The organism is Natranaeroarchaeum aerophilus, from assembly GCF_023638055.1.
GTDB lineage: Archaea > Halobacteriota > Halobacteria > Halobacteriales > Natronoarchaeaceae > Natranaeroarchaeum > Natranaeroarchaeum aerophilum.
On the sequence record NZ_JAKRVY010000008.1, the window covers coordinates 108,292 to 129,029 of the forward strand.

General features: G+C 62.3%; 25 protein-coding genes. 10 read left to right on the top strand and 15 right to left on the bottom strand.

Going from position 1 to position 20,738, the window contains the following annotated elements:
• Positions 1-115: 115 nt before the first annotated feature.
• The 5 genes from AArcSt11_RS13675 to AArcSt11_RS13695 all read right to left on the bottom strand — a co-directional run bounded on the left by AArcSt11_RS13675 (position 116) and on the right by AArcSt11_RS13695 (position 3,643).
• Positions 116-637, bottom strand: a complete 522-nt coding sequence (locus AArcSt11_RS13675) for a DUF84 family protein (protein ID WP_250597879.1) — start codon at positions 635-637, stop codon at positions 116-118.
• A complete protein-coding gene (gene aroC, locus AArcSt11_RS13680) occupies positions 637-1,788 on the bottom strand; it encodes a chorismate synthase (protein ID WP_250597881.1) in 1,152 nt (383 codons plus the stop codon). The genes AArcSt11_RS13675 and aroC overlap by 1 nt, the downstream gene beginning before the upstream one ends.
• 151 nt (positions 1,789-1,939) lie before the next feature.
• Positions 1,940-2,533, bottom strand: coding sequence for a uracil-DNA glycosylase (locus AArcSt11_RS13685; RefSeq protein ID WP_250597883.1), 594 nt, complete (start codon positions 2,531-2,533; stop codon positions 1,940-1,942).
• Positions 2,534-2,629: 96 nt separating this feature from the next.
• On the bottom strand, positions 2,630-2,794 hold the full coding sequence (locus AArcSt11_RS13690) for a DUF6757 family protein (RefSeq protein ID WP_238477724.1): 165 nt from the start codon (positions 2,792-2,794) through the stop codon (positions 2,630-2,632).
• 63 nt (positions 2,795-2,857) lie between these two features.
• Positions 2,858-3,643, bottom strand: coding sequence for a PHP domain-containing protein (locus AArcSt11_RS13695; RefSeq protein ID WP_250597885.1), 786 nt, complete (start codon positions 3,641-3,643; stop codon positions 2,858-2,860).
• Between the two features lie 76 nt (positions 3,644-3,719).
• Here AArcSt11_RS13695 and AArcSt11_RS13700 point away from each other — a divergent pair, with 76 nt between their 5' ends.
• Entirely contained in the window at positions 3,720-4,073 is a 354-nt protein-coding gene (locus AArcSt11_RS13700) for a nuclear transport factor 2 family protein (protein WP_250597887.1), read from the top strand.
• Between the two features lie 17 nt (positions 4,074-4,090).
• Here the strand turns inward: AArcSt11_RS13700 and serS are convergent, their stop codons facing one another.
• Both serS and AArcSt11_RS13710 read right to left on the bottom strand, forming a co-directional pair.
• The gene (gene serS / locus AArcSt11_RS13705) at positions 4,091-5,470 is read right to left on the bottom strand and encodes a serine--tRNA ligase (RefSeq protein ID WP_250597889.1); all 1,380 of its coding nucleotides are present in this window, start codon (positions 5,468-5,470) and stop codon (positions 4,091-4,093) included.
• A 68-nt stretch (positions 5,471-5,538) separates the two neighbouring features.
• Positions 5,539-6,135, bottom strand: coding sequence for a DUF4234 domain-containing protein (locus AArcSt11_RS13710; RefSeq protein WP_250597891.1), 597 nt, complete (start codon positions 6,133-6,135; stop codon positions 5,539-5,541).
• Between the two features lie 99 nt (positions 6,136-6,234).
• On the opposite strand from AArcSt11_RS13710, the gene AArcSt11_RS13715 reads away from it, so the two are divergent.
• The 4 genes from AArcSt11_RS13715 to AArcSt11_RS13730 all read left to right on the top strand — a co-directional run bounded on the left by AArcSt11_RS13715 (position 6,235) and on the right by AArcSt11_RS13730 (position 12,001).
• Positions 6,235-7,146, top strand: a complete 912-nt coding sequence (locus tag AArcSt11_RS13715) for an MBL fold metallo-hydrolase (RefSeq protein ID WP_250597893.1) — start codon at positions 6,235-6,237, stop codon at positions 7,144-7,146.
• Positions 7,147-7,209: 63 nt separating this feature from the next.
• Positions 7,210-9,201 carry an AMP-dependent synthetase/ligase gene (locus AArcSt11_RS13720; RefSeq protein ID WP_250597895.1) on the top strand — a complete coding sequence of 664 codons (1,992 nt, stop codon included), beginning with the start codon at positions 7,210-7,212 and terminating at the stop codon, positions 9,199-9,201.
• Between the two features lie 107 nt (positions 9,202-9,308).
• Positions 9,309-11,318, top strand: a complete 2,010-nt coding sequence (locus AArcSt11_RS13725) for an AMP-dependent synthetase/ligase (protein ID WP_250597897.1) — start codon at positions 9,309-9,311, stop codon at positions 11,316-11,318.
• 38 nt (positions 11,319-11,356) lie between these two features.
• Entirely contained in the window at positions 11,357-12,001 is a 645-nt protein-coding gene (locus AArcSt11_RS13730) for a cyclase family protein (protein WP_250597899.1), read from the top strand.
• A 16-nt stretch (positions 12,002-12,017) separates the two neighbouring features.
• On the opposite strand, the gene AArcSt11_RS13735 is transcribed toward AArcSt11_RS13730, so the two are convergent.
• Genes AArcSt11_RS13735 through AArcSt11_RS13745 form a run of 3 tightly spaced genes read right to left on the bottom strand, consistent with a single transcriptional unit; the run spans position 12,018 to position 14,132 of the window.
• Positions 12,018-13,616 carry a bifunctional N(6)-L-threonylcarbamoyladenine synthase/serine/threonine protein kinase gene (locus tag AArcSt11_RS13735; RefSeq protein WP_250597901.1) on the bottom strand — a complete coding sequence of 533 codons (1,599 nt, stop codon included), beginning with the start codon at positions 13,614-13,616 and terminating at the stop codon, positions 12,018-12,020.
• 36 nt (positions 13,617-13,652) lie between these two features.
• On the bottom strand, positions 13,653-13,817 hold the full coding sequence (locus AArcSt11_RS13740) for a 30S ribosomal protein S27ae (protein ID WP_250597903.1): 165 nt from the start codon (positions 13,815-13,817) through the stop codon (positions 13,653-13,655).
• Positions 13,818-14,132, bottom strand: a complete 315-nt coding sequence (locus tag AArcSt11_RS13745) for a 30S ribosomal protein S24e (protein ID WP_250597904.1) — start codon at positions 14,130-14,132, stop codon at positions 13,818-13,820. It abuts the gene before it with no gap.
• Between the two features lie 236 nt (positions 14,133-14,368).
• On the opposite strand from AArcSt11_RS13745, the gene AArcSt11_RS13750 reads away from it, so the two are divergent.
• The 5 genes from AArcSt11_RS13750 to AArcSt11_RS13770 all read left to right on the top strand — a co-directional run bounded on the left by AArcSt11_RS13750 (position 14,369) and on the right by AArcSt11_RS13770 (position 17,567).
• Positions 14,369-14,743, top strand: a complete 375-nt coding sequence (locus AArcSt11_RS13750) for a DUF7344 domain-containing protein (RefSeq protein ID WP_250597905.1) — start codon at positions 14,369-14,371, stop codon at positions 14,741-14,743.
• Positions 14,744-14,806: 63 nt separating this feature from the next.
• Positions 14,807-15,442: a helix-turn-helix domain-containing protein gene (locus tag AArcSt11_RS13755; protein WP_250597906.1), complete on the top strand. Its 636-nt coding sequence runs from the start codon at positions 14,807-14,809 to the stop codon at positions 15,440-15,442.
• 150 nt (positions 15,443-15,592) lie between these two features.
• Positions 15,593-16,474, top strand: a complete 882-nt coding sequence (locus AArcSt11_RS13760; protein WP_250597907.1) for a hypothetical protein — start codon at positions 15,593-15,595, stop codon at positions 16,472-16,474.
• 88 nt (positions 16,475-16,562) lie between these two features.
• Positions 16,563-17,147 carry a hypothetical protein gene (locus AArcSt11_RS13765; protein ID WP_250597908.1) on the top strand — a complete coding sequence of 195 codons (585 nt, stop codon included), beginning with the start codon at positions 16,563-16,565 and terminating at the stop codon, positions 17,145-17,147.
• Positions 17,148-17,153: 6 nt separating this feature from the next.
• Positions 17,154-17,567 carry a magnetosome magnetite crystal formation protein family gene (locus AArcSt11_RS13770; protein ID WP_250597909.1) on the top strand — a complete coding sequence of 138 codons (414 nt, stop codon included), beginning with the start codon at positions 17,154-17,156 and terminating at the stop codon, positions 17,565-17,567.
• Here the strand turns inward: AArcSt11_RS13770 and AArcSt11_RS13775 are convergent.
• From AArcSt11_RS13775 to AArcSt11_RS13795, 5 genes are read right to left on the bottom strand one after another with little or no spacing between them, the layout of a single operon-like run.
• Positions 17,564-18,124 (bottom strand): GTP-dependent dephospho-CoA kinase family protein, encoded by a 561-nt coding sequence (locus tag AArcSt11_RS13775; protein WP_250597911.1) that lies wholly within the window; start codon positions 18,122-18,124, stop codon positions 17,564-17,566. The two genes, AArcSt11_RS13770 and AArcSt11_RS13775, sit on opposite strands and share 4 nt — an antisense overlap.
• Position 18,125: 1 nt before the next feature.
• A complete protein-coding gene (gene spt4 / locus AArcSt11_RS13780) occupies positions 18,126-18,323 on the bottom strand; it encodes a transcription elongation factor subunit Spt4 (RefSeq protein ID WP_250597913.1) in 198 nt (65 codons plus the stop codon).
• A complete protein-coding gene (locus AArcSt11_RS13785; protein ID WP_250597915.1) occupies positions 18,323-18,895 on the bottom strand; it encodes a DNA-directed RNA polymerase in 573 nt (190 codons plus the stop codon). The genes spt4 and AArcSt11_RS13785 overlap by 1 nt, the downstream gene beginning before the upstream one ends.
• A gap of 2 nt (positions 18,896-18,897) precedes the next feature.
• Positions 18,898-19,284 (bottom strand): type II toxin-antitoxin system VapC family toxin, encoded by a 387-nt coding sequence (locus AArcSt11_RS13790; RefSeq protein WP_250597917.1) that lies wholly within the window; start codon positions 19,282-19,284, stop codon positions 18,898-18,900.
• Between the two features lie 6 nt (positions 19,285-19,290).
• Entirely contained in the window at positions 19,291-20,523 is a 1,233-nt protein-coding gene (locus AArcSt11_RS13795; protein WP_250597919.1) for a translation initiation factor IF-2 subunit gamma, read from the bottom strand.
• Positions 20,524-20,738 lie beyond the last annotated feature (215 nt).

Sequence of the window (20,738 nt, forward strand, 5' to 3'; positions counted from 1 at the left end):
AAGAAGCACTGACTTAGCGGGTTTGGTACGGTCAGTTAATCCGCTGCAGTCTGGTGGTTTTCGTGCATCGAATACCGCGAACTGACGCTTCGGAACCCCCCGTTGGTACGGCTGGCTAACGCTCGTACTCGTCGGTGACGAACGGACCGATCGCGCCCGCGACTGCGTGGACCAGCGCGGACTCCCGCGAGATAGTGTCTCCGGTCAGGACGCCCGCCGCGCCTTCCTGTCGGGCGACGTTCTCTCGGTCGAGTTCGTCGTCGAGGATCGGACCGAGTTCCTCGCCCGCCTGGAGTCGCTCGCCGACACGTCCCGGGAGCGGGAGCGTCGGCCCGCCCCCACGAACCAGCCGATCGCCGTCGGTCACGGCGGCCCACATGATCAGCGAGAGCCCCGGAATCTCGTCGACCACTTCGACGCCACCTTCGATACCGACCCCGAGATCGTAGCTCCCGGCATCGAGTGCGCATCGTGCACGGTTCTCCGCTCCCTCGATCGTCTCCGCACGACCCCAGGGCTGTTCGGGGACGCGCGAGTCGACAGCAATCCCCTCGACCTGGACGCCCGGAAGCTCCGAGAACGCTGCTTCGACCGCGCCGATCTTGACCGGATTCGTACTGCCGACGCCGACGTTCATCACTCGTTACGCGGATTTGACGGGTGATAATCGGTATCGTACTCGCCCGGCTGATCGTCGACGCGGTCGGGGTTGATCCGGCCGGAGAGCAGCATGAAGTCAACTAGGGTGAGTGCCAGCATCGCCTCAACCACTGGGACGCCCCGTGGCGGCAGGACGGGATCGTGACGGCCGATCACCTTCTCCTCTTTGAGTTCGCCGGTTTCCCAGTCGGCAGTCTGCTGAGTCTTCGGGATCGACGTCGGAGCGTGAAGCGTCACCTCGCCGTAGATCGGCTCGCCGCTGGAGATACCGCCCTGAATCCCTCCGTGGTCATTTTCTACCGGTGTCGGGTTTCCATCATCGTCGAACTCCCAGTCGTCGTTTCGCTCCTTGCCGGTCCACTCGGCGGCCTCGGTACCCAGCCCGAACTCGAAGGCCGTCGTCGCAGGCACCGACATCATGGCCTCACCGAGACGCGCAGAGAGGGAATCGAAACGTGGCGCGCCGAGCCCGGCCGGAACGCCGCGGGCCTCGAAGTAGATCGAGCCGCCGATCGAGTCGCCCTCCTCCTGATAGCTCTCGATCAGTTCCTGCATCTCTGCTGCGGCATCGGGGTCTGCACACCGAACGTCGTTTTCCTCGCTGTGTTCGAGCAGTTGCTCGAAGCTCACGTCGGGCGCTTCGACATCGCCGATCTGGTTGACGTGTGCCTTGAGCTCGATCCCCTCCTGTGCAAGTAGTTTCTTCGCGATGGCTCCGGCGGCGACCCAGTTTACCGTTTCGCGCGCCGAGGAGCGCCCGCCGCCACCCCAGTTGCGCGTGCCGAACTTCGCGGAGTAGGTGAAGTCGCCGTGGGACGGACGGGGTGCGGTGATAAAGGGCTCGTACTTGCCCGACCGGGCGTCCTTGTTCTGGATGATCATGCCGATCGGCGTGCCCGTCGTATAGCCGTCCTGAATCCCGCTTTTGATCGAGACGGCGTCGGGTTCACCCCGGGACGTCGAGATCATCGACTGGCCGGGTTTGCGCCGGTCGAGATCGCCCTGGATATCCTCCTCTGAGAGTTCCAGTCCCGCCGGACAGCCCGAGACCGTGACGCCCATCGCCTCGCCGTGACTTTCGCCGAACGTGGTCACCTGGAAGAGGCGACCGAACCGATTCCCGTTCATTACCTCTCCCTGAGGGGGGCAGGCATTTAGATGTTGCAATCGATGCGCGCCGTCGCTACTCGTGGATATTGTCCGAGCAGAGGACGTTCCGCGGGTTCTTGATCTCGCCGGCCGGAGAGCGTACCGGTCACCGGTACGTTCCCGGTCGGCGTCAGTACTCCCCGAGTCGTGCCTGCCCACCCGAGCCACCGCTCCCACCGAGATCCGCTGCGGTAGCGATGGTTTCGTCGAAGGTGTCGCGCTGGCTCCGATCGTACAGTGTGGCTGCGGGATGTACCGACAGCAGGACGCGGCGTGAACTCCCGCCGATCCGGACGTCCTCGACGCGTCCGGCTTCCGAGGTGATTCCCACGGATCTCCCCAGAACGTGCTCGCTGGGGACTTTCCCGAGCGTGACGACGATCTCTGGGTCGATGAGTTCGAGTTCCCGCTCCAGATACGGCTTGCAGTTGTCAAGTTCCTCGTTGGTCGGATCGCGGTTCTCGGGCGGGCGACAGCGGACGCAGTTGGTGATCCGGACGTCCGCGCGTGCAAGTCCGACGTCTCGCAGCGCGTCGTCGAGGACATCGCCGCTCCGGCCGACGAACGGTTCACCGCGTTCGTCCTCGGTTGCACCGGGTGCTTCCCCGACGAAGACGATGTCGGTATCCTCGGGGCCGACGCCGTTGACAATCCGACTACGGGAGTCACACAGTTCGGGACAGCGTTCGCAGGCGGTCACCGTGGTGCCGTCCATCTGCTCCATACTCGCAGACAGGGCCGCGTTCACTAATGGGTACGGATCGGCATCGAAAATAGCGGTCGCTACGCCGGATTGCGGTCGCACTATGGGTCGAGAGAACTACTCCTGATGATCCACGTCGACGCTTTCCCGTAGCTCGTCGAGCGCGTCGGATTCGGCCAGCTCTTCGAGCCGCTCCTGGAAGTGATCCTCGCAGAGGCCGACTTTGATACCGTCGGACTCGGCGGCGACGGAAGCGGTCTCGTCACAGTAGTGGCACTGCATATTCGAATGTAGGAGCCGACACCGTTTGAAGCCTGCGTTATCGGACACCGCGCCGATCCGCCGTCAGTCCCCGAGTACCGCGGCGATCGATCGGTATTCTGTCTCGTCGAGTCCGGCCCGCCCGAGTTCGGTTTCATGTGCGTCCGTCCCCCCGGTCGGGACCAGATCGTGTTCGCGGATCACCCGGTCAACGGGTGTCGTATCCACTGCCCGTCCGTACGGGTAGAACCGCTCAACAGCGTCGAGGTGCTCGGACAGTGCCAGCGCTGCGTCGGGGTCGTCGTAGCGTAGGGGGTGCGCCAGACCAACCAACCCACAGGCGTCGTCCAGAAGCCGCCGCCCCGTCTCGAACGTCGTCACGTCGCGCGCGACGAAACACGGCCCGTCGTTGCCGATCAACTCGTCGAACGCGTCCGTGTAGGACAGCCCCGTTTCCGGGTGTGCATCGATCGCCCGCGCGAGGTGTGGGCGACCAAAGCCCTCCTCGACGGTAAGACCGAGATCCACGCCGAGTCGGTCTTCACAGCGCTCGACCATCGCCCGTCCGCGCCCGATCCGGTCGCGCTGGATCCGATCGAGTTCCGTAGTTAGCTCGGCGGTCCTCTCTGCACCGTAGCCCAGCAGGTCGACGCGCTGGCCGCTTGCCGTCTCGACGCGAAGCTCGATCCCGCTCACGACGGTGAGATCGTCGATGACGTCGACCGGTGTCTCGATATCGGGGTGGAGCCGGTCGTGATCGGTGATCGCGACGACAGAGACGCCTGCTTCGCGTGCGGCGGCAGGGAGAGTTTCGAGCGTTAGCGAGCCGTCCGAGCGCGTCGTGTGGACGTGGAGATCCGCATAGACCATATCTCCGCTTTCGACCCCGGGCCGATGACCGTTCCGGTCCACAGCGCTTGTTACCCCTCGGCACGCACTCGCCTGTATGGCCGACGCCGACGCGACCGTCCGCGCGTTCTACGCCGCCCTCGACGAGCACCGCTACGACGATCTCACCGACCTGCTCGTCCCCGGATTCACTCACTATCGACCGGATCGGACCTTTGAGGGTCGGGACGCATTCGTCTCGTTCATGCGCGAAGACCGACCGATGACCGACACGACCCACGAAATAGAAGGGGTGTTTACGAACGGGAGCGGAGCCGCCGTACAGGGACGACTGCTGGACTCGCAGGGAGAATCGCTCTTCCGGTTCGCGGATATCCACACAGTCACAGACGGGCGGATCGAGAGCGTCCGGACGTACACGCAGGGGCATCCGAAACGGGTCGAATCCTGAGAACTGTCGGAGAGTAACTACTCGCGCTCGCCCGCGCCAAGCGCCGACTCGCCGACCGGGTCATGTCCCTCGATCCGTTCTTTGCCGCCCATGTAGGGGCGCAGCGGCTCGGGGACAGTGACGGTGCCGTCCTCGTTCTGGTAGTACTCCAGCAGGGCGACCATCACGCGTCCCACGGCCGTCCCCGACGCGTTGAGCGTGTGGAGATACTCCGCCGACTCGTGGCGTTCGGGGCGGTACCGCAGTCCGGCACGCCGCGCCTGGAACTCCTCGAAGTTCGACGCCGACGAGACCTCCAGCCACCGACCACCGCGGTCCGGGCCATCCTCCATGTCGTCGCCAGGTGCCCACACCTCGATGTCGTAGGTCTTCGCCGACGCGAAGGTCAGATCGCCGGTACAGAGTTCGAGGATTCGATAGGGGAGCCCCAGACGTCGAAGGACCTCCTCTGCCTCGTCGAGCAGCGTTTCGAGACGCTCGTAGCTCTCCTCGGGTTCGACAAAGTTGACTAGCTCGACCTTGTTGAACTGGTGGACCCGAACGATCCCGCGCGTCGCGACGCCGTGTTCGCCCGCTTCTCGTCGGAAGTTCGGCGTGTACGCCTGATGTTTCAGCGGCAGATCGTCAGCCAACAGTATTTCGTCGGCGTACATGTTGGTGACCGGAACCTCCGCAGTCGGGCAGAGCCAGAGGTCGTCGTCCCCGTACGCTTCCTCGTTGCTCCCGCCCAGACGGTAGGCGTCGTCGGCGAACTTCGGGAGCTGGCCAGTCCCCTGCATCGACTCGCTTTTCACCGGGACCGGTGGGAAGACGTCGTGGTACTCCTGTTCGCGATGGAGGTCGAGCATGAACTGGATCAGCGCGTGTTCGAGCTGTGCACCCTCGCCTTTGAGGAAATAGAAGCCGCTCCCGGTCGTCTTCGCGCCGCGAGCCTCGTCGATGATCTCCAGGTCCTCCCCGAGGTCGTAGTGGGGCGTGACCTCGTTCGGAAGCTCACGAGAGTCCTCGAACCCCTCGCGTCGAAGTTCGACGTTGTCCGACTCGTCCTCACCGACCGGGACGCTCTCGTGGGGTACCTGTGGCAGTTCGAGCATCGCGTCCTCAAGCTGGGCGGCCAGCTCGTCGGCTTCGGTCTCGACCTCCTCGAGTTCGCTCTTGAGCGACTGGGAGCGTTCGATCGCTTCCTCGGCCTCCTCGTGTTTTCCCTCCTGTTTGAGTTCGCCGATCGTGCTACTGACCTGATTGCGCTCGTGGCGCAGTTCGTCGCCACGCGCCTTCAGCTCGCGCCACTCCTCGTCGAGTTCGAGCACGGCGTCGACATCCGCATCGGCACCACGTGCTGCCATCGCCTCCCGGACCTCGTCGGCCCGCTCGCGAAGGGTCGTCCTGTCGAGCATTCTTGGGAAGTGATTCAGGTGCGCGCGGCAAAACCGTGTCGGTGCAGTCCACCGAACTGTGTCGTCGGTCAGGACTTTACGGCGATGTCGTTGATACCGGACTGGACAAAGTACCAGAACGCGGGTGGAACGAACACCGCGCAGACAAAGAGTACGATGTTGGACTGGTCAGCGATCCCCTGTAGATCGTCACTCATGAACCAGAAGACGGCGAACGTGATCGGTGGGGCGAACAATCCGAGGGTACGCGCCAGCGGCCGAAGCTCCTTGTCAGTCCCGCGATCCAGCTGATCGTTCGTCACGTAACACCAGTAGGTCGTGTAGAAGCCAAGCGAGAGAACAGTAAACAGGACCTGTTTTCCGAGCGATCGGTGCTGGAACGCAGCGGGATCGGTTAATGTCGTGCCATCGGTCAACGTCGTCGTGCTGGCGGAAGCTGTCGTATCAGCAGCCGTGGCAGTCGAAGCGCGTGTTGTCTCCTCAGTTGACGCCTGTTTGTCGTCGTCGCCACCAAACAGATTTCGAAGCGAGTCGAGGATCCCACCACCATCACTCGGGGCCGGACCCTGCGAGTTCGCCGTCGACCCAATCAGGTTTGCCGCACACTCCCCACACTCGGTCGCCTTCGGGCCGACTTCCGCCTCGCACTCGTGACAATATCGCATTGGGTCGAGTATGTTCCCCCAATTCCCATAAGCGTTTCTCACGCAAGAAACTCGACGGGTCGAAGTAACCTCTTTTAGGTTGCCACACGGTTTTCCACTATGGCAGCAGGCGATGTCACGGAAGTGACGATGGGTTCGTGTACTGACCTCTACTATGTCGATACCGGAATGTACGACTCGCCGGGCTACGGCGCGGTGTACGTTCTCGACGCCGAGCGTCCCGCAGTCGTCGATACCGGGATCGGCACGAACTACGAGTACGTGAAGGATGCCATCGACACAGTCGGACTCACGACCGAGGAGATCGAGGTCATCGCGCCGACACACGTCCACCTCGACCACGCCGGTGGGGCGGGTTTTCTTGCCGCGGACTGTCCGAATGCGGACGTCTACACACACGAGATCGGCGTCCCGCATCTCGCCGACCCATCACGACTCGTGGAGGGAACCAGGGCCGCTGTCGGCGATCAGTGGCAGTATTACACCGATCCGAAGCCGGTTCCCGAAGACCGTCTCCGGGCGCTCACTGATGGCGACGTCATCGATCTGGGCGATCACGAACTCCGTGTCCACCACGCGCCGGGCCACGCCCCCCACCAGGTCGTCTTCGAGGATCCGGCGAACGACGCGGTCTTTACCGCCGACGCCGCCGGGATCTACGTGCCAGAACTGGACCGGATCGAACCCACCTCGCCGCCGTCGAACTTCGACCTCGAAGGGGCGCTCGACGACGTCGAAACGCTCCGGGAGATCGATCCGGAGACGCTGCTGTTTGCCCACTTCGGCCCAGCCCCGACGGCGGGCCTCCTCGACGAGTACGAGACGGTACTCTCCGAGTGGGTCGAAAGCGTCGAGGAAAAGCGTGCAGTGCTCGGTAACGACGAGGCCGTCGTGGACCACTTCGTCGATGGCGTCGACGAGGACCTGATCGAGGTCTGGGGCGAACACAAGGCACGCGCGGAGACGGCGATGAACGTCCGCGGCGTCCTCGGCTATCTCGACCATCGGTAAAACAACTCTAAACCGCCGCTATGTTCATACCGTTTTATTATGATGGTGGACAGTCACTCCCATATGAACTGGAGGGACGCCGAGGCGGAGTTCGACGATCACGTAACCGAGATGAGCACGTTGCCGCGGCTGTTCGAGGTGGCGGCCGAGCGCCACGCGGATCGACCCGCCCAGCAGTACAAGGGTGGGGTCTACGATCGCTCACTGACCGAGTCCGTGCTTCCCGAAGCGCCCGACGACGAGTTCCGCGCCATCCCATACGCCGAGATGCGCGATATCGTGCACCATCTAGCGGCGGGATTCCGCGATCTCGGCGTCGCGGATGGCACCCGTGTTGGACTCTTTGCCGACACCCGCATGGAGTGGGCACAGACCGACTTCAGCCTCCTCGCGGCGGGCGGCGTCGTCACCACAGTCTACACCGGTTCCTCACCGCACCAGGCCCAGTACCTGCTGGACGATCCGGGTGCAGAGGGCGTCGTCGTCGAAAACGCGGAGCTGCTTGACCGGATCCTCTCCGTCGAGGACGAGCTCGATCTGGAGTTCATCGTCGTGATGGACAGCTACGACGAGAGCGACGACGCCTACGACCGCGAGGACATCTATACGCTCGCCGACGTCCACGATCGCGGCGCGGACAGGTACGACCCGGACGAATACGAAGGATGGCTCGACGAGCGTGATGTGGAGGATCTCGCCAGCCTGATATACACGTCCGGAACCACTGGCCAGCCCAAGGGCGTCCAGTTGACCCACGCCAACTTCCGCTCGAACGTCAATCAGGTGTACAGACGGTACGGCCCGCGCCCCGACAAGGGCGACACGCCGGTTATCGACGAACACACCCGGACTGTCTCCTTCCTGCCCCTCGCACACGTCTTCGAGCGGATGGCCGGACACTTCCTCATGTTCGGCGTCGGGGCCTGCGTCGCCTACGCCGAGAGCTCCGACACCATTCAGGCGGACTTCGAGCAGGTCGGGCCGACGACCGCGACCAGCGTCCCGCGGGTGTACGAGAAGATGTACGACGCGATCCGCGAGCAGGCCCAGGAATCGGACATCAAAGCCCGGATCTTCGCCTGGGCGACCGACGTCGGACAGACGTACCACGAGACCGACGACCCCGGCTTCGTCCTCGAAACGAAGCGAACTGTCGCCGACAAACTCGTTTTCAGCACGGTCAAGGAGGCGCTGGGCGGAAATATCGAGTTTTTCATCAGCGGAGGCGGCAGCCTCTCGTCAGAGCTCTGTGCGCTATATCATGGGATGGGCCTGCCGATTATGGAGGGGTACGGCCTGACCGAGACCTCACCCGTCGTCGCAGTCAACCCGCCCGAGGAGCCGAAGGTCGGAACGATCGGTCCCCCAGTGGTCGACGTCGACGTCCGGATCGACGAGAGCCTCGCGGGCGACGAGTTCGCGGATCTGCCCGGCGAGGTCGGCGAGTTGCTCGTTCGAGGCCCGAACGTCACTGAAGGGTACTGGGAGAAGCCAGACGCCACTGCGGGCGCGTTCACCGAGCTAGAGAGTGAAGCGGCGTCCGCAGATGGCGGCGAGGGGGAGACAGACCGCTGGTTCCGGACTGGCGACATCGTTCACCAGCGTCCTGACGACTACATCGAGTTCAAAGAGCGAGCAAAACAGATCATGGTGCTCTCGACGGGCAAAAACGTCGCTCCGGCCCCCATCGAGGACGCCTTCGCTTCCAGCGAGGTTGTCGAACAGTGCATGGTCGTCGGCGACAGCCGGAAGTTCGTCGGCGCGCTGATCGCACCCAACGTGGAGGGGATCCGCTCGTGGGCCGAGGAGGACGGAATTGACCTGCCAGCCAGTCACAGTGCGCTTATCGAGGACGACCGCGTCCGTGAGCGGATCCATCAGGAAGTCGACGCCGTAAACGAGAACTTCGAGTCCTACGAGACGATCAAGAAGTTCCGGCTCGTCTCCGAGGAGTTCACCGAGGATAACGATCTGATGACGCCGACGATGAAGAAGAAACGCCGGAACATCATCGACCGGTTCGATGATCAGATCGAGGATATGTACGAGGATTGAGCTAGTTAGAAACTGTAGTATTACCCTTTGCCAGTGCTTTTGGAGCTGATATCCATCCAGATAACCCGCCCAATTTATTATTATCGAATGAGATTGTCAGGTAGAGCATGAGCTGGCGAGAAGCAGAACGGGAGTACACGGACGATGTAACGGGCATGACAACGATACCCCGGCTGTTCGCCGAGACGGTCGAGCGAAACCCCGACCAGCCAGCACAGCGGTACAAGGGCGGTATCTACGATCGGTCGCTGGCTGGGTCGGTACTCGAGGCGGCATCGGACGGCGAGTTCGCAGAAATCACGTACGACGAGATGGCGGAGGTCGTTCGACGACTCGCCGCGGGGTTCCACGAACTGGGCGTCGAGAGCGGCGAGCGCGTCGCCATCTTCGGCGACACGCGCATGGAGTGGGCCCAGAGCGACTTCGCACTCCTCTCGGCAGGAGCAGTCGTAACGACGATCTATGAGAGCTCTTCGGAGGCACAGGTCGAGTACCTGCTCGACGATCCCGACGCAACTGGTGTCGTCGTCGAAAATCAAAAACACCTCGAACGGGTTCTCTCGGTCGCCGACGGGCTCGATCTGGAGTTCATCGTGTCGATGGACGAACTCGGTCCGGAGTATCAGGACCGCGAAGACGAAGGGATCTACACGCTCGACGAGGTGTACGCGCTCGGCGAGGAGACCTTCGATCCCGACGCCTTCGAGGGCTGGATCGACGAGCAGTCTGTTGGCGACCTCGCGACCCTGATCTACACCTCCGGAACCACGGGCCAGCCCAAAGGCGTCAAACTCACTCACCGGAACCTCCGGGCCAACGTCAACCAGACGTACAGACGGTACGCTCCCCGGTCAGACAAGACCGCAGACCTGCCAACGCTCGATACCGATACCGACACAGTCTCGTTCCTGCCGCTTGCACACGTCTACGAGCGTACCGTCGGCCACTTCCTGATGTTCGCGGTCGGCGCGACGGTCGCCTATGCCGAGAGCACCGACACGCTCAAAGACGACTTTCAGGCGATCCGCCCGACTGCGTCGACGAGCGTTCCCCGCGTCTACGAGAAGATGTACGACGCGATCCGCGAGCAGGCCCAGGAGTCCGACGTCAAAGCGCGGATCTTCGAGTGGGCCACCGAGGTAAGCAAGTCCTACCAGCAGGCTCAGTCGCCGGGGATCGGACTCAAAACGAAGATGAAGATCGCCGACACGCTCGTGTTCTCCGATGTGCGGGACGCACTGGGTGGCAACATCGAGATCATGAACTCCGGCGGCGGGACGCTTTCTCCCGATCTCTGTCGGCTCTATCACGGGATGGGTCTACCGATCTACGAGGGCTACGGGCTGACCGAGACCTCCCCGGTCGTTTCGACGAACCCTGCGGAAGACACCAAGATCGGCACGATCGGCCTCCCGCTGCCCGGCGTCGAGGTCAAGGTCGACACCTCGGTGGTCCCACGCCAGCAGTTCGACGACGCGATGGGCGAGATCGGCGAGTTGCTCGTGCAGGGACCGAACGTCGCCGAGGGGTACTGGGAAAAGCCCGAGGCCACAGAGGAGGCGTTCGTCGAGGACGAGGACGGTCGCTGGTTCCGGACCGGCGACATCGTCCAGCAACGCCCCGACGACTATCTGGTCTTCCGCGAGCGCGCAAAGCAACTGCTCGTGCTGTCGACAGGGAAAAACGTCGCCCCGGCACCGATCGAGGACGCCTTCGCGTCGAACCAGCTCGTCGAGCAGTGTTTCGTGGTCGGCGACGGCCGGAAGTTCGTCGGCGCGCTCCTGGTGCCGAACGTCGAGCGGATTCGCACGTGGGCAGAGAACGAGGGAATCGATCTGCCGGACTCGGCCGAGGAGCTCTGCTCCGACGAGCGCGTTATCGAGCGAATCCAGCAAGAAGTCGACGCGGTCAACGACGACTTCGAGCACCACGAGCAGATCAAACAGTTCCGACTCGTGCCGATCGAGTTCACCGAGGACAACGACCTGCTGACGCCGACGATGAAGAAGAAACGCCGGAATATCTTCGACATGTACGCCGACGAGATCGAATCGATCTATGCGGATCCCGACCCGGACGCCAGCGGCGGCGCGGCGACCCCGGCCGAGTCGGAGTAGTGGGGAACCGTTAGGCTGCTCGGGCCCAATGAGCGGCTATGACCATTTTCGATCTCTCCCAGCCCCTCGACGAGGACGTTCCCGTGTACCCTGGCGATCCAACTGTCTCACTCAACCCGCACGCAAGCCACGATGCCGACGGCTACCGTGTCACCGCACTCTCACTCGGAAGCCATAGCGGCACACACATCGACGCGCCCGCCCACACCGAACCGAACGGGGTGACGCTGGATTCGTTCCCCGTCGAGACGTTCTCGATGGACGCAGTGAAACTGGACTGCACCGGGTATAGAGCCGGTGACCCGATCCCACCCACCGTCCTGCCGACCGATCCGGACGCCGACACCCTCGTCTTTCATACCGGCTGGGACGCCCACTGGCCCGAGGAGCGCTATCTCGTCCATCCCTACCTCGCGCCCGAGACCGCCAGCCGTGTCGCCGAACTGGACTGTCACGTCGGTATCGACGCGCTGAATGTTGATCCGACGGGCAGTGATGGAGAGAATGCAGGTGACTCAGCAGGTGTCCCCGCCCATCACGCGATACTGGGCGCTGGAAACCTGATCGTCGAGAATCTGACGAACCTCGGGGCGGTCCCACAGTCGTTCCGGCTCGACGTCGCGCCGCTTCCAGTGACCGAGGCGGATGCCGCCCCAGTGCGCGCGATCGGTCGAACCGAGTAACGACGGCCAGCCCGCACTACTGGTATCGACCGCGCCCTTCGATCTCGCGTAACTGGTCGAGAACTCGCTGCTCGCCTGCGGCCGCGTAGCCGTCCTCGAACGCAGCGCGCATCGCGGGCGGATCCGCCGCAGTACCGTCAAGACTCTGCTCGAAGACATGCAGATCCATCGCGTAGTCCTCGACGTGATCGGAGTAGTAGCCCAGACCAAAGTCGATCAGAGAGACGCGCTCGTCGTCGATCCGGACGTTTCGAGTCGTCGGGTCACCGTGGACGATCCCGGCGGCGTGCAGGGCCGCGAGGTGTTTGCCCACCGTCCTGACGCGCTCTTCGGTCAGGTCGGCCTGCAGGTCCGACTGGCCGATACGCTCGAACGTAATCCGGGCGTCCCGGCGGTCGATATCCAGCACGAGTGGGGTCGGGACGCCGTTGCGCCGCGCCTCGCTGGTGAGGCGCGCTTCGAGCGTCGTCCGCTCGCGGCGCAGTCGGTCGTCGAGTTCTGGGTGGCGGTACGTCTTGGGAACCCGTTCTTTGTACACTCGACCGTCCTCGATCCGAACCGTCGCTTCCGCGCCCTGCTGGCGATCCGATTCGACCGCACCGCGCGCGACGCTTTCCTCATCACGCCACGTCACCGGCACTTGATCGGGGCGGAAATCCGAGTCGATCCTCGACTCGTCGATCCCGATCGTATCACCGGCTTCATACATCGTCGCGCCGAGGACGGCGATCATCCCGGCGTTGTCCCGCAGGAAGCGCGGCTCCGGGGCGTAAAACTCCGCATCCCGCTGGTCACACATTGCGGCGAGCATCTCCCGCAGTCGCTCGTTCTGTCCGACGCCGCCGCCGAGAACGAGTTCGTTGCTCCCCGTCAGCGAGAGCGCCCGCTCGGCCACCTCTGTGAGCATCGCGAAGATCGTCTCCTGCAGGCCGACACAGACGTCCTCGACCGGCGTTCCCGCATCGTACTCTTGCTTTGCGGCACTCATAATCCCGGAAAACGAGAAGTCCATCCCCTTCACGACGTAGGGGAGTTCTATGTATTCACCCTCCCGCGCTGCCTCCTCGACTTTTGGCCCGCCAGGGTGCGACCAGCCGACGTGGCGAGTGAACTTGTCGATGGCGTTGCCAGCTCCGGTATCCATCGTCTCGCCGAGCACCTGATACCGGCCGTTGTGAAAGCCAAGCACGTGGGCGTTCGCGCCGCTGGCGTTCAGACAGACCGGGGAGTCAAAGCCCGACCGATGGCGGCCGATCTCCAGATGGGCAACCATGTGGTTGACACCGATCAGGGGAACGTCGAGCGACTGGGCAAGCGCACGCGCGGCGGTTCCGACGATCCGGAGACACGGTCCGAGACCGGGTCCCCGTGAAAAGGCGACCGCGTCGATCGGCGGGTCGCCGTCGCTCAGGCCCGCAGCGTAATCGAGCGCTGTCCCAACGACCTCCGGGATCGCGTTGTGCATGTGCTCGGCGGCCTCGCTCGGATCGATGCCGCCGCTCTCGGGCTGGTAGGCGTCGGTCTCGATGTAAACGCCGTCCTCGGGATCATAGACGGCTGCGCTGGCCGCCCAGGCCGTCCCTTCGATCCCGAGAACGCGCGGTCGGTCACTCACAATGTACAACAGTTCGCGACTGTTGGCCGCTCACGACTATTGGTCTTCTTCGCTCGACACATCGTCCGTGTCCCACTCGGTGTAGCCACAGGCACCGCAGTGCTGGCGGTCACCGTGGTCGGCGAGGAACGCGTTACCACAGCTCGGACACTTCTCGTTATCCGTCGTTCCGTCGTCGTTGTAGAGCTCGTGTCGGGGCATTCAGGCCTCCTCCGCTTCTTCGGCTTCGCCCTCACCGAGTTCGATCTTGTTGCGTTCGAGCATGTGGTCCTGCTCGACGTCCTGTGCGTGGTCGGCGCTCTCGTAGACTTTCGCCTTGCCGATCGTTTTTCGCATCCCGAACTTGGTATCGAGTTTGCGGACGACGACCTCGCTGGCGTCCTTGTTGAGCTTCGCCGCGAGGCTGTCGCGGACGGAGAGGCGCTCGGGGGTTGCTTCTTCGTGAACGATCTGGAAGGTCACGTCGGTACGGTGCAACATCGGATTCTCGTCTTCGTCTAGGATTTCGACGTCCATGTGTACTCAGTTGCATATTACTCCCGCTGAAACGGGTAAAAGGATTTCGAACGCGTCGCCGTAGCACTACGAATACCGGGAGGCGGCTGTAAGGCCCCCAGGCGAGGCCTATCGGAACCTGAAGCGCGCGTTCGCCCAGTTCAGCCTGATACCCGCCGGAACCAGCCCGATCCGGTTAAAAACGTTGGGTCATCAACCCTGTAGTCTAAGATGGGCGTCAGTGTTATCCGAAACGAATGTCGGATGATGACTCTTCAGGTGGTCAACACGATTCCATCGGTACTGCGGAGACATCCAGTTCAATCGATGAGACGATCGACCGCCACGGGCTCACGCCGTTTCTTGACGCACCCGCGGAGCTCCACGACGTTCTCAGCTCACCGACCCGAAAGTACGCTCTTCTCGAACTCGCCAGGTCGGACGGATCACTGTCGACTTCCGAACTCGCCGGACGTCTCGCCCAACGTGAAACGGTTGATCTCTCGAATCGATCGGACGCGCTCCTCCAACTACGCCACGTTCACCTCCCGAAACTGGAGTCGGAAGGACTCGTTGACATATATGATGGATCTAGTGGAACAACTATTAAGCTCGACCTCTACCCTGATTAAGCCATGTAATAGTATTTAAACCAAAATGCTAATATATTCTCAGAGACTAGTTCTATCACTGCTATGGCCGTTCTTGCAGACGTCTCAGTAGCCCCGTCGGCGTTCCCGCTCGGCGAGTTGCTCACGTCGGAACCTGTTGCTCGGATCGAGTTCGAGCGGGCGGTACAGTTCGGTTCGTGCCCTACTCAGTTCTGCTGGGTCACCGCTGATACACCCCATGAGGTCCGCTCGCAGATTCAGTCGCTGGACTCGATAGCCGACGCGCAGGTGTACGGCTCCGTCGAACACTCGTTGCTCGTTTGTGTTGAGTGGGCACCGGACTTTCGCACCGAGTTCGTTCGTATGCTCTCCGAACGTGGGATTGCGGTCCTCGAAGCCGTCGGTGCTGACAGAATGTGGTCACTACGCCTTCGGGCACCGGACGACGCCGCACTCGGGCAACTCTACGACGATTGCACAGCGTCGAGTATTCAGTTCGAGATCGAACAGCTCTACGCCCGGTCAGGATCGGGACGTTGCTCGCCGATGACCGACAAGCAATCCGAAGCGGTCACCGCTGCCTTCGAGAACGGGTTCTTCGACGTTCCGCGACGCACGACTCTGGGCGAGCTATCTGAACAGTTTGATGTTTCCGAGCAAGCGCTCTCGAAGCTGATTCGTCGCGGCGTCCACGCGGTCCTCTCGGAGCACTTCTCGTGAAGTATCCTGGGCGTGGTAGGTAGAGGTGGTTCACCTCAAATTCGAATTTCGTGCCCACGAATCGTGGATTTCCAGCCACGAATCGCCGGTTAGCGGATGTCAAATTCGCTACTGATTTAATACTACCCTGGCTCGAAGGTCCGGGTGGCTATGAACCGCCGAACCTACATGGTCGCTGCTGGCAGCATAGCATCAGCCCTCTTCGCAGGTTGTATCGACGAACTCGACAACGGAGGCGACACCGACACAAGCAACACTGACAACGGAGACGACACTGGCGACGGAAACGGTACGAATGACACCGCTGACAACGACACTCGGGATTCGGATCCCATTGACGCGGTCGAGGCGTACGTACGGGCAGGAGAGAACGCCGACATCGATGCGACGATCGAGGCTGTGCACGAAGAGAGCCCCCTGCTTCCGTTCCTGGAAGAAGGTGAAACTGACTTCGACGAGATCGACGACGTCGAAATCGTCGACCACGAAACGATCAAAAAGGACGTGACCGCCGCAGATGTCCTCGATCTGCAATATGCCGAAACCCTGTTTCAGGACGAAGACGAACTTGCGAACGCGCTCGACGGTGAGGCTGCGGTCTTGCTCGATGTCACGTTCGACCCCGAGGACTCGTTCCGCGAGGACACGTGGGTAGTGGTCACGGAAGGAGAAGAGTGGAAGATGTTCTGGGCGACGGCAGAACCACCCGAAACGCCTGCCGAACAGCTCGATCCAGAAATCATCGACGAGGACGATGCCGTGGTCGCCGATATCGACTGGGACCCCGACATCGACAACCCCGGTGAGTGGGCACGAGTCACGCTTGTAGATGAGCCAGGTATCGAGGCCGACGCAGTCAGGATCGAATCAACGATCGCCGACTCGGAGTTCGAGTTCTCGGGTGAGTCCCAGACTGCCTGGTCCGGCTCCTGGGCGAACGTAAACCTCAACGAGGAGGGCGATCAGATCGTCGTTACCGCAATCACCGACAACGAGGAAACCGTCGTTCACCGGGTCCACTACGAACCTTGATCGACAGGTTGAGGAAGAATCACGCAGTTTCACACGCAGAAACTGTGCAGCCTGAACTAATATACAACACCCAATAGGTGATGATACCGTGTCCGATCTGCCCGACTGGATCGACGACCGCGTCGATCACGACCTCAACAACAAGTTGACGCAACGTCACGTCGTCGAGACGATGGTCGATTCGGAGCGACCGTTCTTCTCGGCGCGTCAGCTACAAGCTCGGGTGAAACCGGATGTCGGGAAAGCGACGGTACGCAACAGACTGAACGAGCTACAGGAGCTCGATGTCGTCGCGACCGAAGTCTATCCCGAGTCGATTACGCTGTACTACATTGACCACGAGGTCACTGATTGGCCGCTCTCACCCGAAGGGGAACGCGCGCTGCTGTCCGAGTCCCCGCTCGACCGGCTCTCCACGCGCGGATTCCTCACGCTGCAGGACACGGCCGGAATCCGGACGCTCGTGCTGGCTGGGTTCCAGTTGACGCTCGTGTTGCTCGCGCTCGGTGCGGTCCTGACGGTCCTTGGCGTCGATACCGTCACGGAAAGTGACATGGCGCTCTGGGATTCGGCCTTCGACCTGCTGGGCCTTTGCCTGCTGTTACTCGTTCTCGAGCGTGTTGCCCGATCGCTGCGGTCCCGCTTCGGCTCGTTGAACATCTTGCCAAGATAACAACATATGACAGCAAACTCCACCACTCACGGTCCGAAACTGCTCGAAGAGCGCTCGATCACCGGTATCGCCGTCCATCCGATCGCACTGTTGACCGGGATCTTCGGTGCCGGTCTCATCTACCTGGTATCACGGAACGACTTTACACGAGCGAATGCCCGTAACGCGCTCAACTGGCATCTTGGCCTTACCACCCTGATACTCGTCGCTGTTCCGACGTTCTTCCTCGGGGCAAACGATGGACTCGTCCCGGAACCGCTGGGAACGACTCTTGGGCTTGTCGGTGCAGTCCTGATCGTCATACTCATGATCGCGATGGCTGTTACGTTCGTAGCCAGTCTGCTCGCGACTGTGAAGGCGATCTTCGGCTCGGCCTGGGAGTATCCCGTTGTCCCCGACATCGTTGACTACCTGGGCTAGTCCAGGAGTGCCCACAACCGCTCGTGATTGCCGTCCATCCGCTCCAGCAGATCCCGAAACTCCTGTTTGCGCTCCTCGGTGACGTGTACCTCGACCATTCCTTCATCCGGCTGGCCGTAGACGACCGATGCCCCAACCGGGGCGGCGAGCACCGCCGGTACCGCCGCAAGGTCTTCCTCACCATCGACGACGATCGTCGTCGGCTCCGCACGGTCGAGGGCGTTCACGAGGGCGTCGAGCAGCTCCGCGCTGAGTGTTCCGGCCGGGTTCGCCGCCTCGATCCGATTCGGCAACGCATCGACCGTCTCTCTGACCTCGTCGCCGACTTCACGGCGTTTTGTCCGACCGTCGACGAGCACGAGGTCGGGCTGGACACCGACTCGCTCGAAGTGATAGGTGACGATGTCCCCGACGGCGATCAGCGGCGAGCCAGCGTCTTCGAGAAGAATTTGCGGATCAGTGTACACTGGCCCCAGTGGCTCTTTGAACGCCGACCGAAGCTCCTCGGGCAGCGTGACGACGACATCAACATCGTCGCAATCATCCTCCGGAGACACGTTACCGGACTTTCAGCGCGTACGCGCCCGCTTCGGTCACTTCCATCTCCGTTGCGATCTGGCTCTCCTCGGGATGGGCGATAAACACGTATCCCGCCCAGTCCTCGGTGAGACTGCTGGAGCCGCAGGCGACACAGTTCTGCTCGTCCGGATCGTTAACGCGATGGCATTCACGACAGACGAGGCGATCCTCGGCCATCAGCTCTCACCGGCTTGCGCCTGTCGCTTGCTCCGCTCGTCTTCGAGCCAGCCGTGCTTGCCCAGTCCCGGCTGTTTGGCGGTGAGGCCGATCTTCGAGTCCCGTGGGTTGCGCTCGTCGATACTCTTGGTGACGATCCGTGCCCGGACGGCGTCGTCGACGGCGAGCGCCTGGTCGGACTCGTTCGAGGCGAGTCGCTGGTTCTCGCCATCATAGGCGAGATACTCGTCGGAGATCTGGGAGACGTGGAGCAGCCCGTCGACCGGCCCGATGCCGACGAACGCGCCGAACTCGACGACCTCGACGACGGTCCCGTCGACGACCTCCTGCATCTGCGGATCGAAGGTGACGGCGTCGAACTCGGCCTCGTAGTAGACGCCCGGCCGGTTCGGAAGCACCGCGCCGTCGCCGATATCGTGCACGTCGACGACGCTGACGACGGAGCCGACCTCCTCGTCCATCCGACCTTCGAGTTTGTCCTGCAGCAGTTTCTTCACGAGATTCGGCGTGACGTTCGCCAGCTCCCGCGGCGGTACTTCGACTGTATCCTTTAGTCTGACCCGTTTGTACATGGCTATGGTTGAGTGATTGCGAGTTTGTTCTTGCCCCTTAAACCAATTACTGCAACGGACGCGTCGAGCGCGCGCTGCTGAAGGGGCTGGTCGTTCGTGACGACGTAGTCGGCCGTGCCCTCACGGGCCAGTTCGACGACTGCGTCGTCCGCGTACGTTGCGTCCGTATCGAGGATGAGACACCGTTCTGTCGCCAGGTCGTGACCGACGCTCGCCGCGATGCCTTCGTTGCCGCCCTTCCCGGAAAGCTTTCGCAGCTCTTCGACGACTGCCTGTGGGGTGACCGGTTCGTACCCATCGAGCAGTCGATTGAGCTCGTCGAACAGCCGAACATCGAGTTCAACTGGCATCATGAAGGCGTTCGTGTCGACAGCGACTGTCGGTGCCATCGCCGATTATCCTGTGAGCGTTCCAACGCCGATCAGCCGCCAGCGCGCACCGACGCGACGGTTGATCGCGATCTTGTCTCCTTCAGCCGCGCAGACGGGGCGTTTGAGTTTGAGTTCACACTCGTCGCCGCGCGCGCTGGTAACCGATCCGACTGTCGTCGCCGTTCCCACGGTCAGCATCAGCGGTTCGCCGGTGCTGATCTCGTCGACGCTCCCGCTTTCCTGACCGACAATCCGATCAAGCAAGTCGACCTCCATCTCGAAGCTCTCCCACGTCGGGGGGAGCGTTCCGGAGGGACCAGCGACCTGCCCGGCGAGTGCGTCGCCTTTCGTCAGGCTGGGGTCGAGGCCGGTTCCGACGCCGAGCAGTCCACCCGGCGAGACACGGTCGACCGTCTCGCCGCCCGCCTGCAGCGATCGGATCTCCGTCTCGATGGGCTGGTACTCGGACTGGCCGCCCTCTTCGACTTCGCGGCCGGGACGGATCTCGATCTCTGCGCCGTTTTCCAGTTCGCCTTTCGAGAGGCTGCCACCGATGACGCCACCGGTCAGGTCCTCCCAGGTGGTTCCCGGCCGGTTGATATCGAAACTCCGGGCGACGTGCATCGTCGCGTCGGCATCGGGATCGCGCTCGGGCGTCGGGATCTCTTCCTCGATCGCTCCGATCAGGACGTCCATGTTGACGTTCTGCCCGGCACTGACAGGGACCACGGGTGCATCCTCGGCGACCGTTCCCTCGACGAACTCCTGGATCTCCTCGTAGTTCTCGCGGGCGCGGTCGGCGTCGACCAGATCGATCTTGTTCTGTGCGATCACGATGTTATCGATGCCGATGATGTCGAGCGCCATCAGGTGCTCTTCGGTCTGTGGCTGAGGGACTGGCTCGCTTGCACTCACGACCAGTACCGCACCATCCATGATCGACGCACCGGAAAGCATCGTCGCCATCAACGTTTCGTGGCCCGGGGCGTCGACGAAGGAGACGGTACGCATAATCTCGCTTTCCTCACCGTCCGGTCCTGTTTCCTCGACGGTATAACACTCGGGCTCGTCACGGTCCGGGAACCGCCGGAAGGTCGCATCGGCGTAGCCGAGACGGATCGAGATACCCCGCTTCATCTCCTCGGAGTGCTGGTCCGTCCACTCGCCGGACAGTGCCTGTACGAGCGTCGTCTTGCCGTGGTCGACGTGGCCGACGAGTCCGATGTTCACCTCCGGTTGTCGTTTGTTATCTGACATATGAGACAGTAATCTTGGTAGTGATTCGCCCCGAACGCCTGATAAACCTACTGTTCTCGACCCGACTGACGGACGCCTGCGCCGATTTCCCGGCCCGCGGGAACGCCTGCAACGTTTTATTTAATCTCGTGGCAAAGGGGACGGTGATGTCGTCTCAACGTGGCAATCGAGTCAGGCGTGATGCGGGGGATTTTGATGGTAAGAGAGTGCTCAAA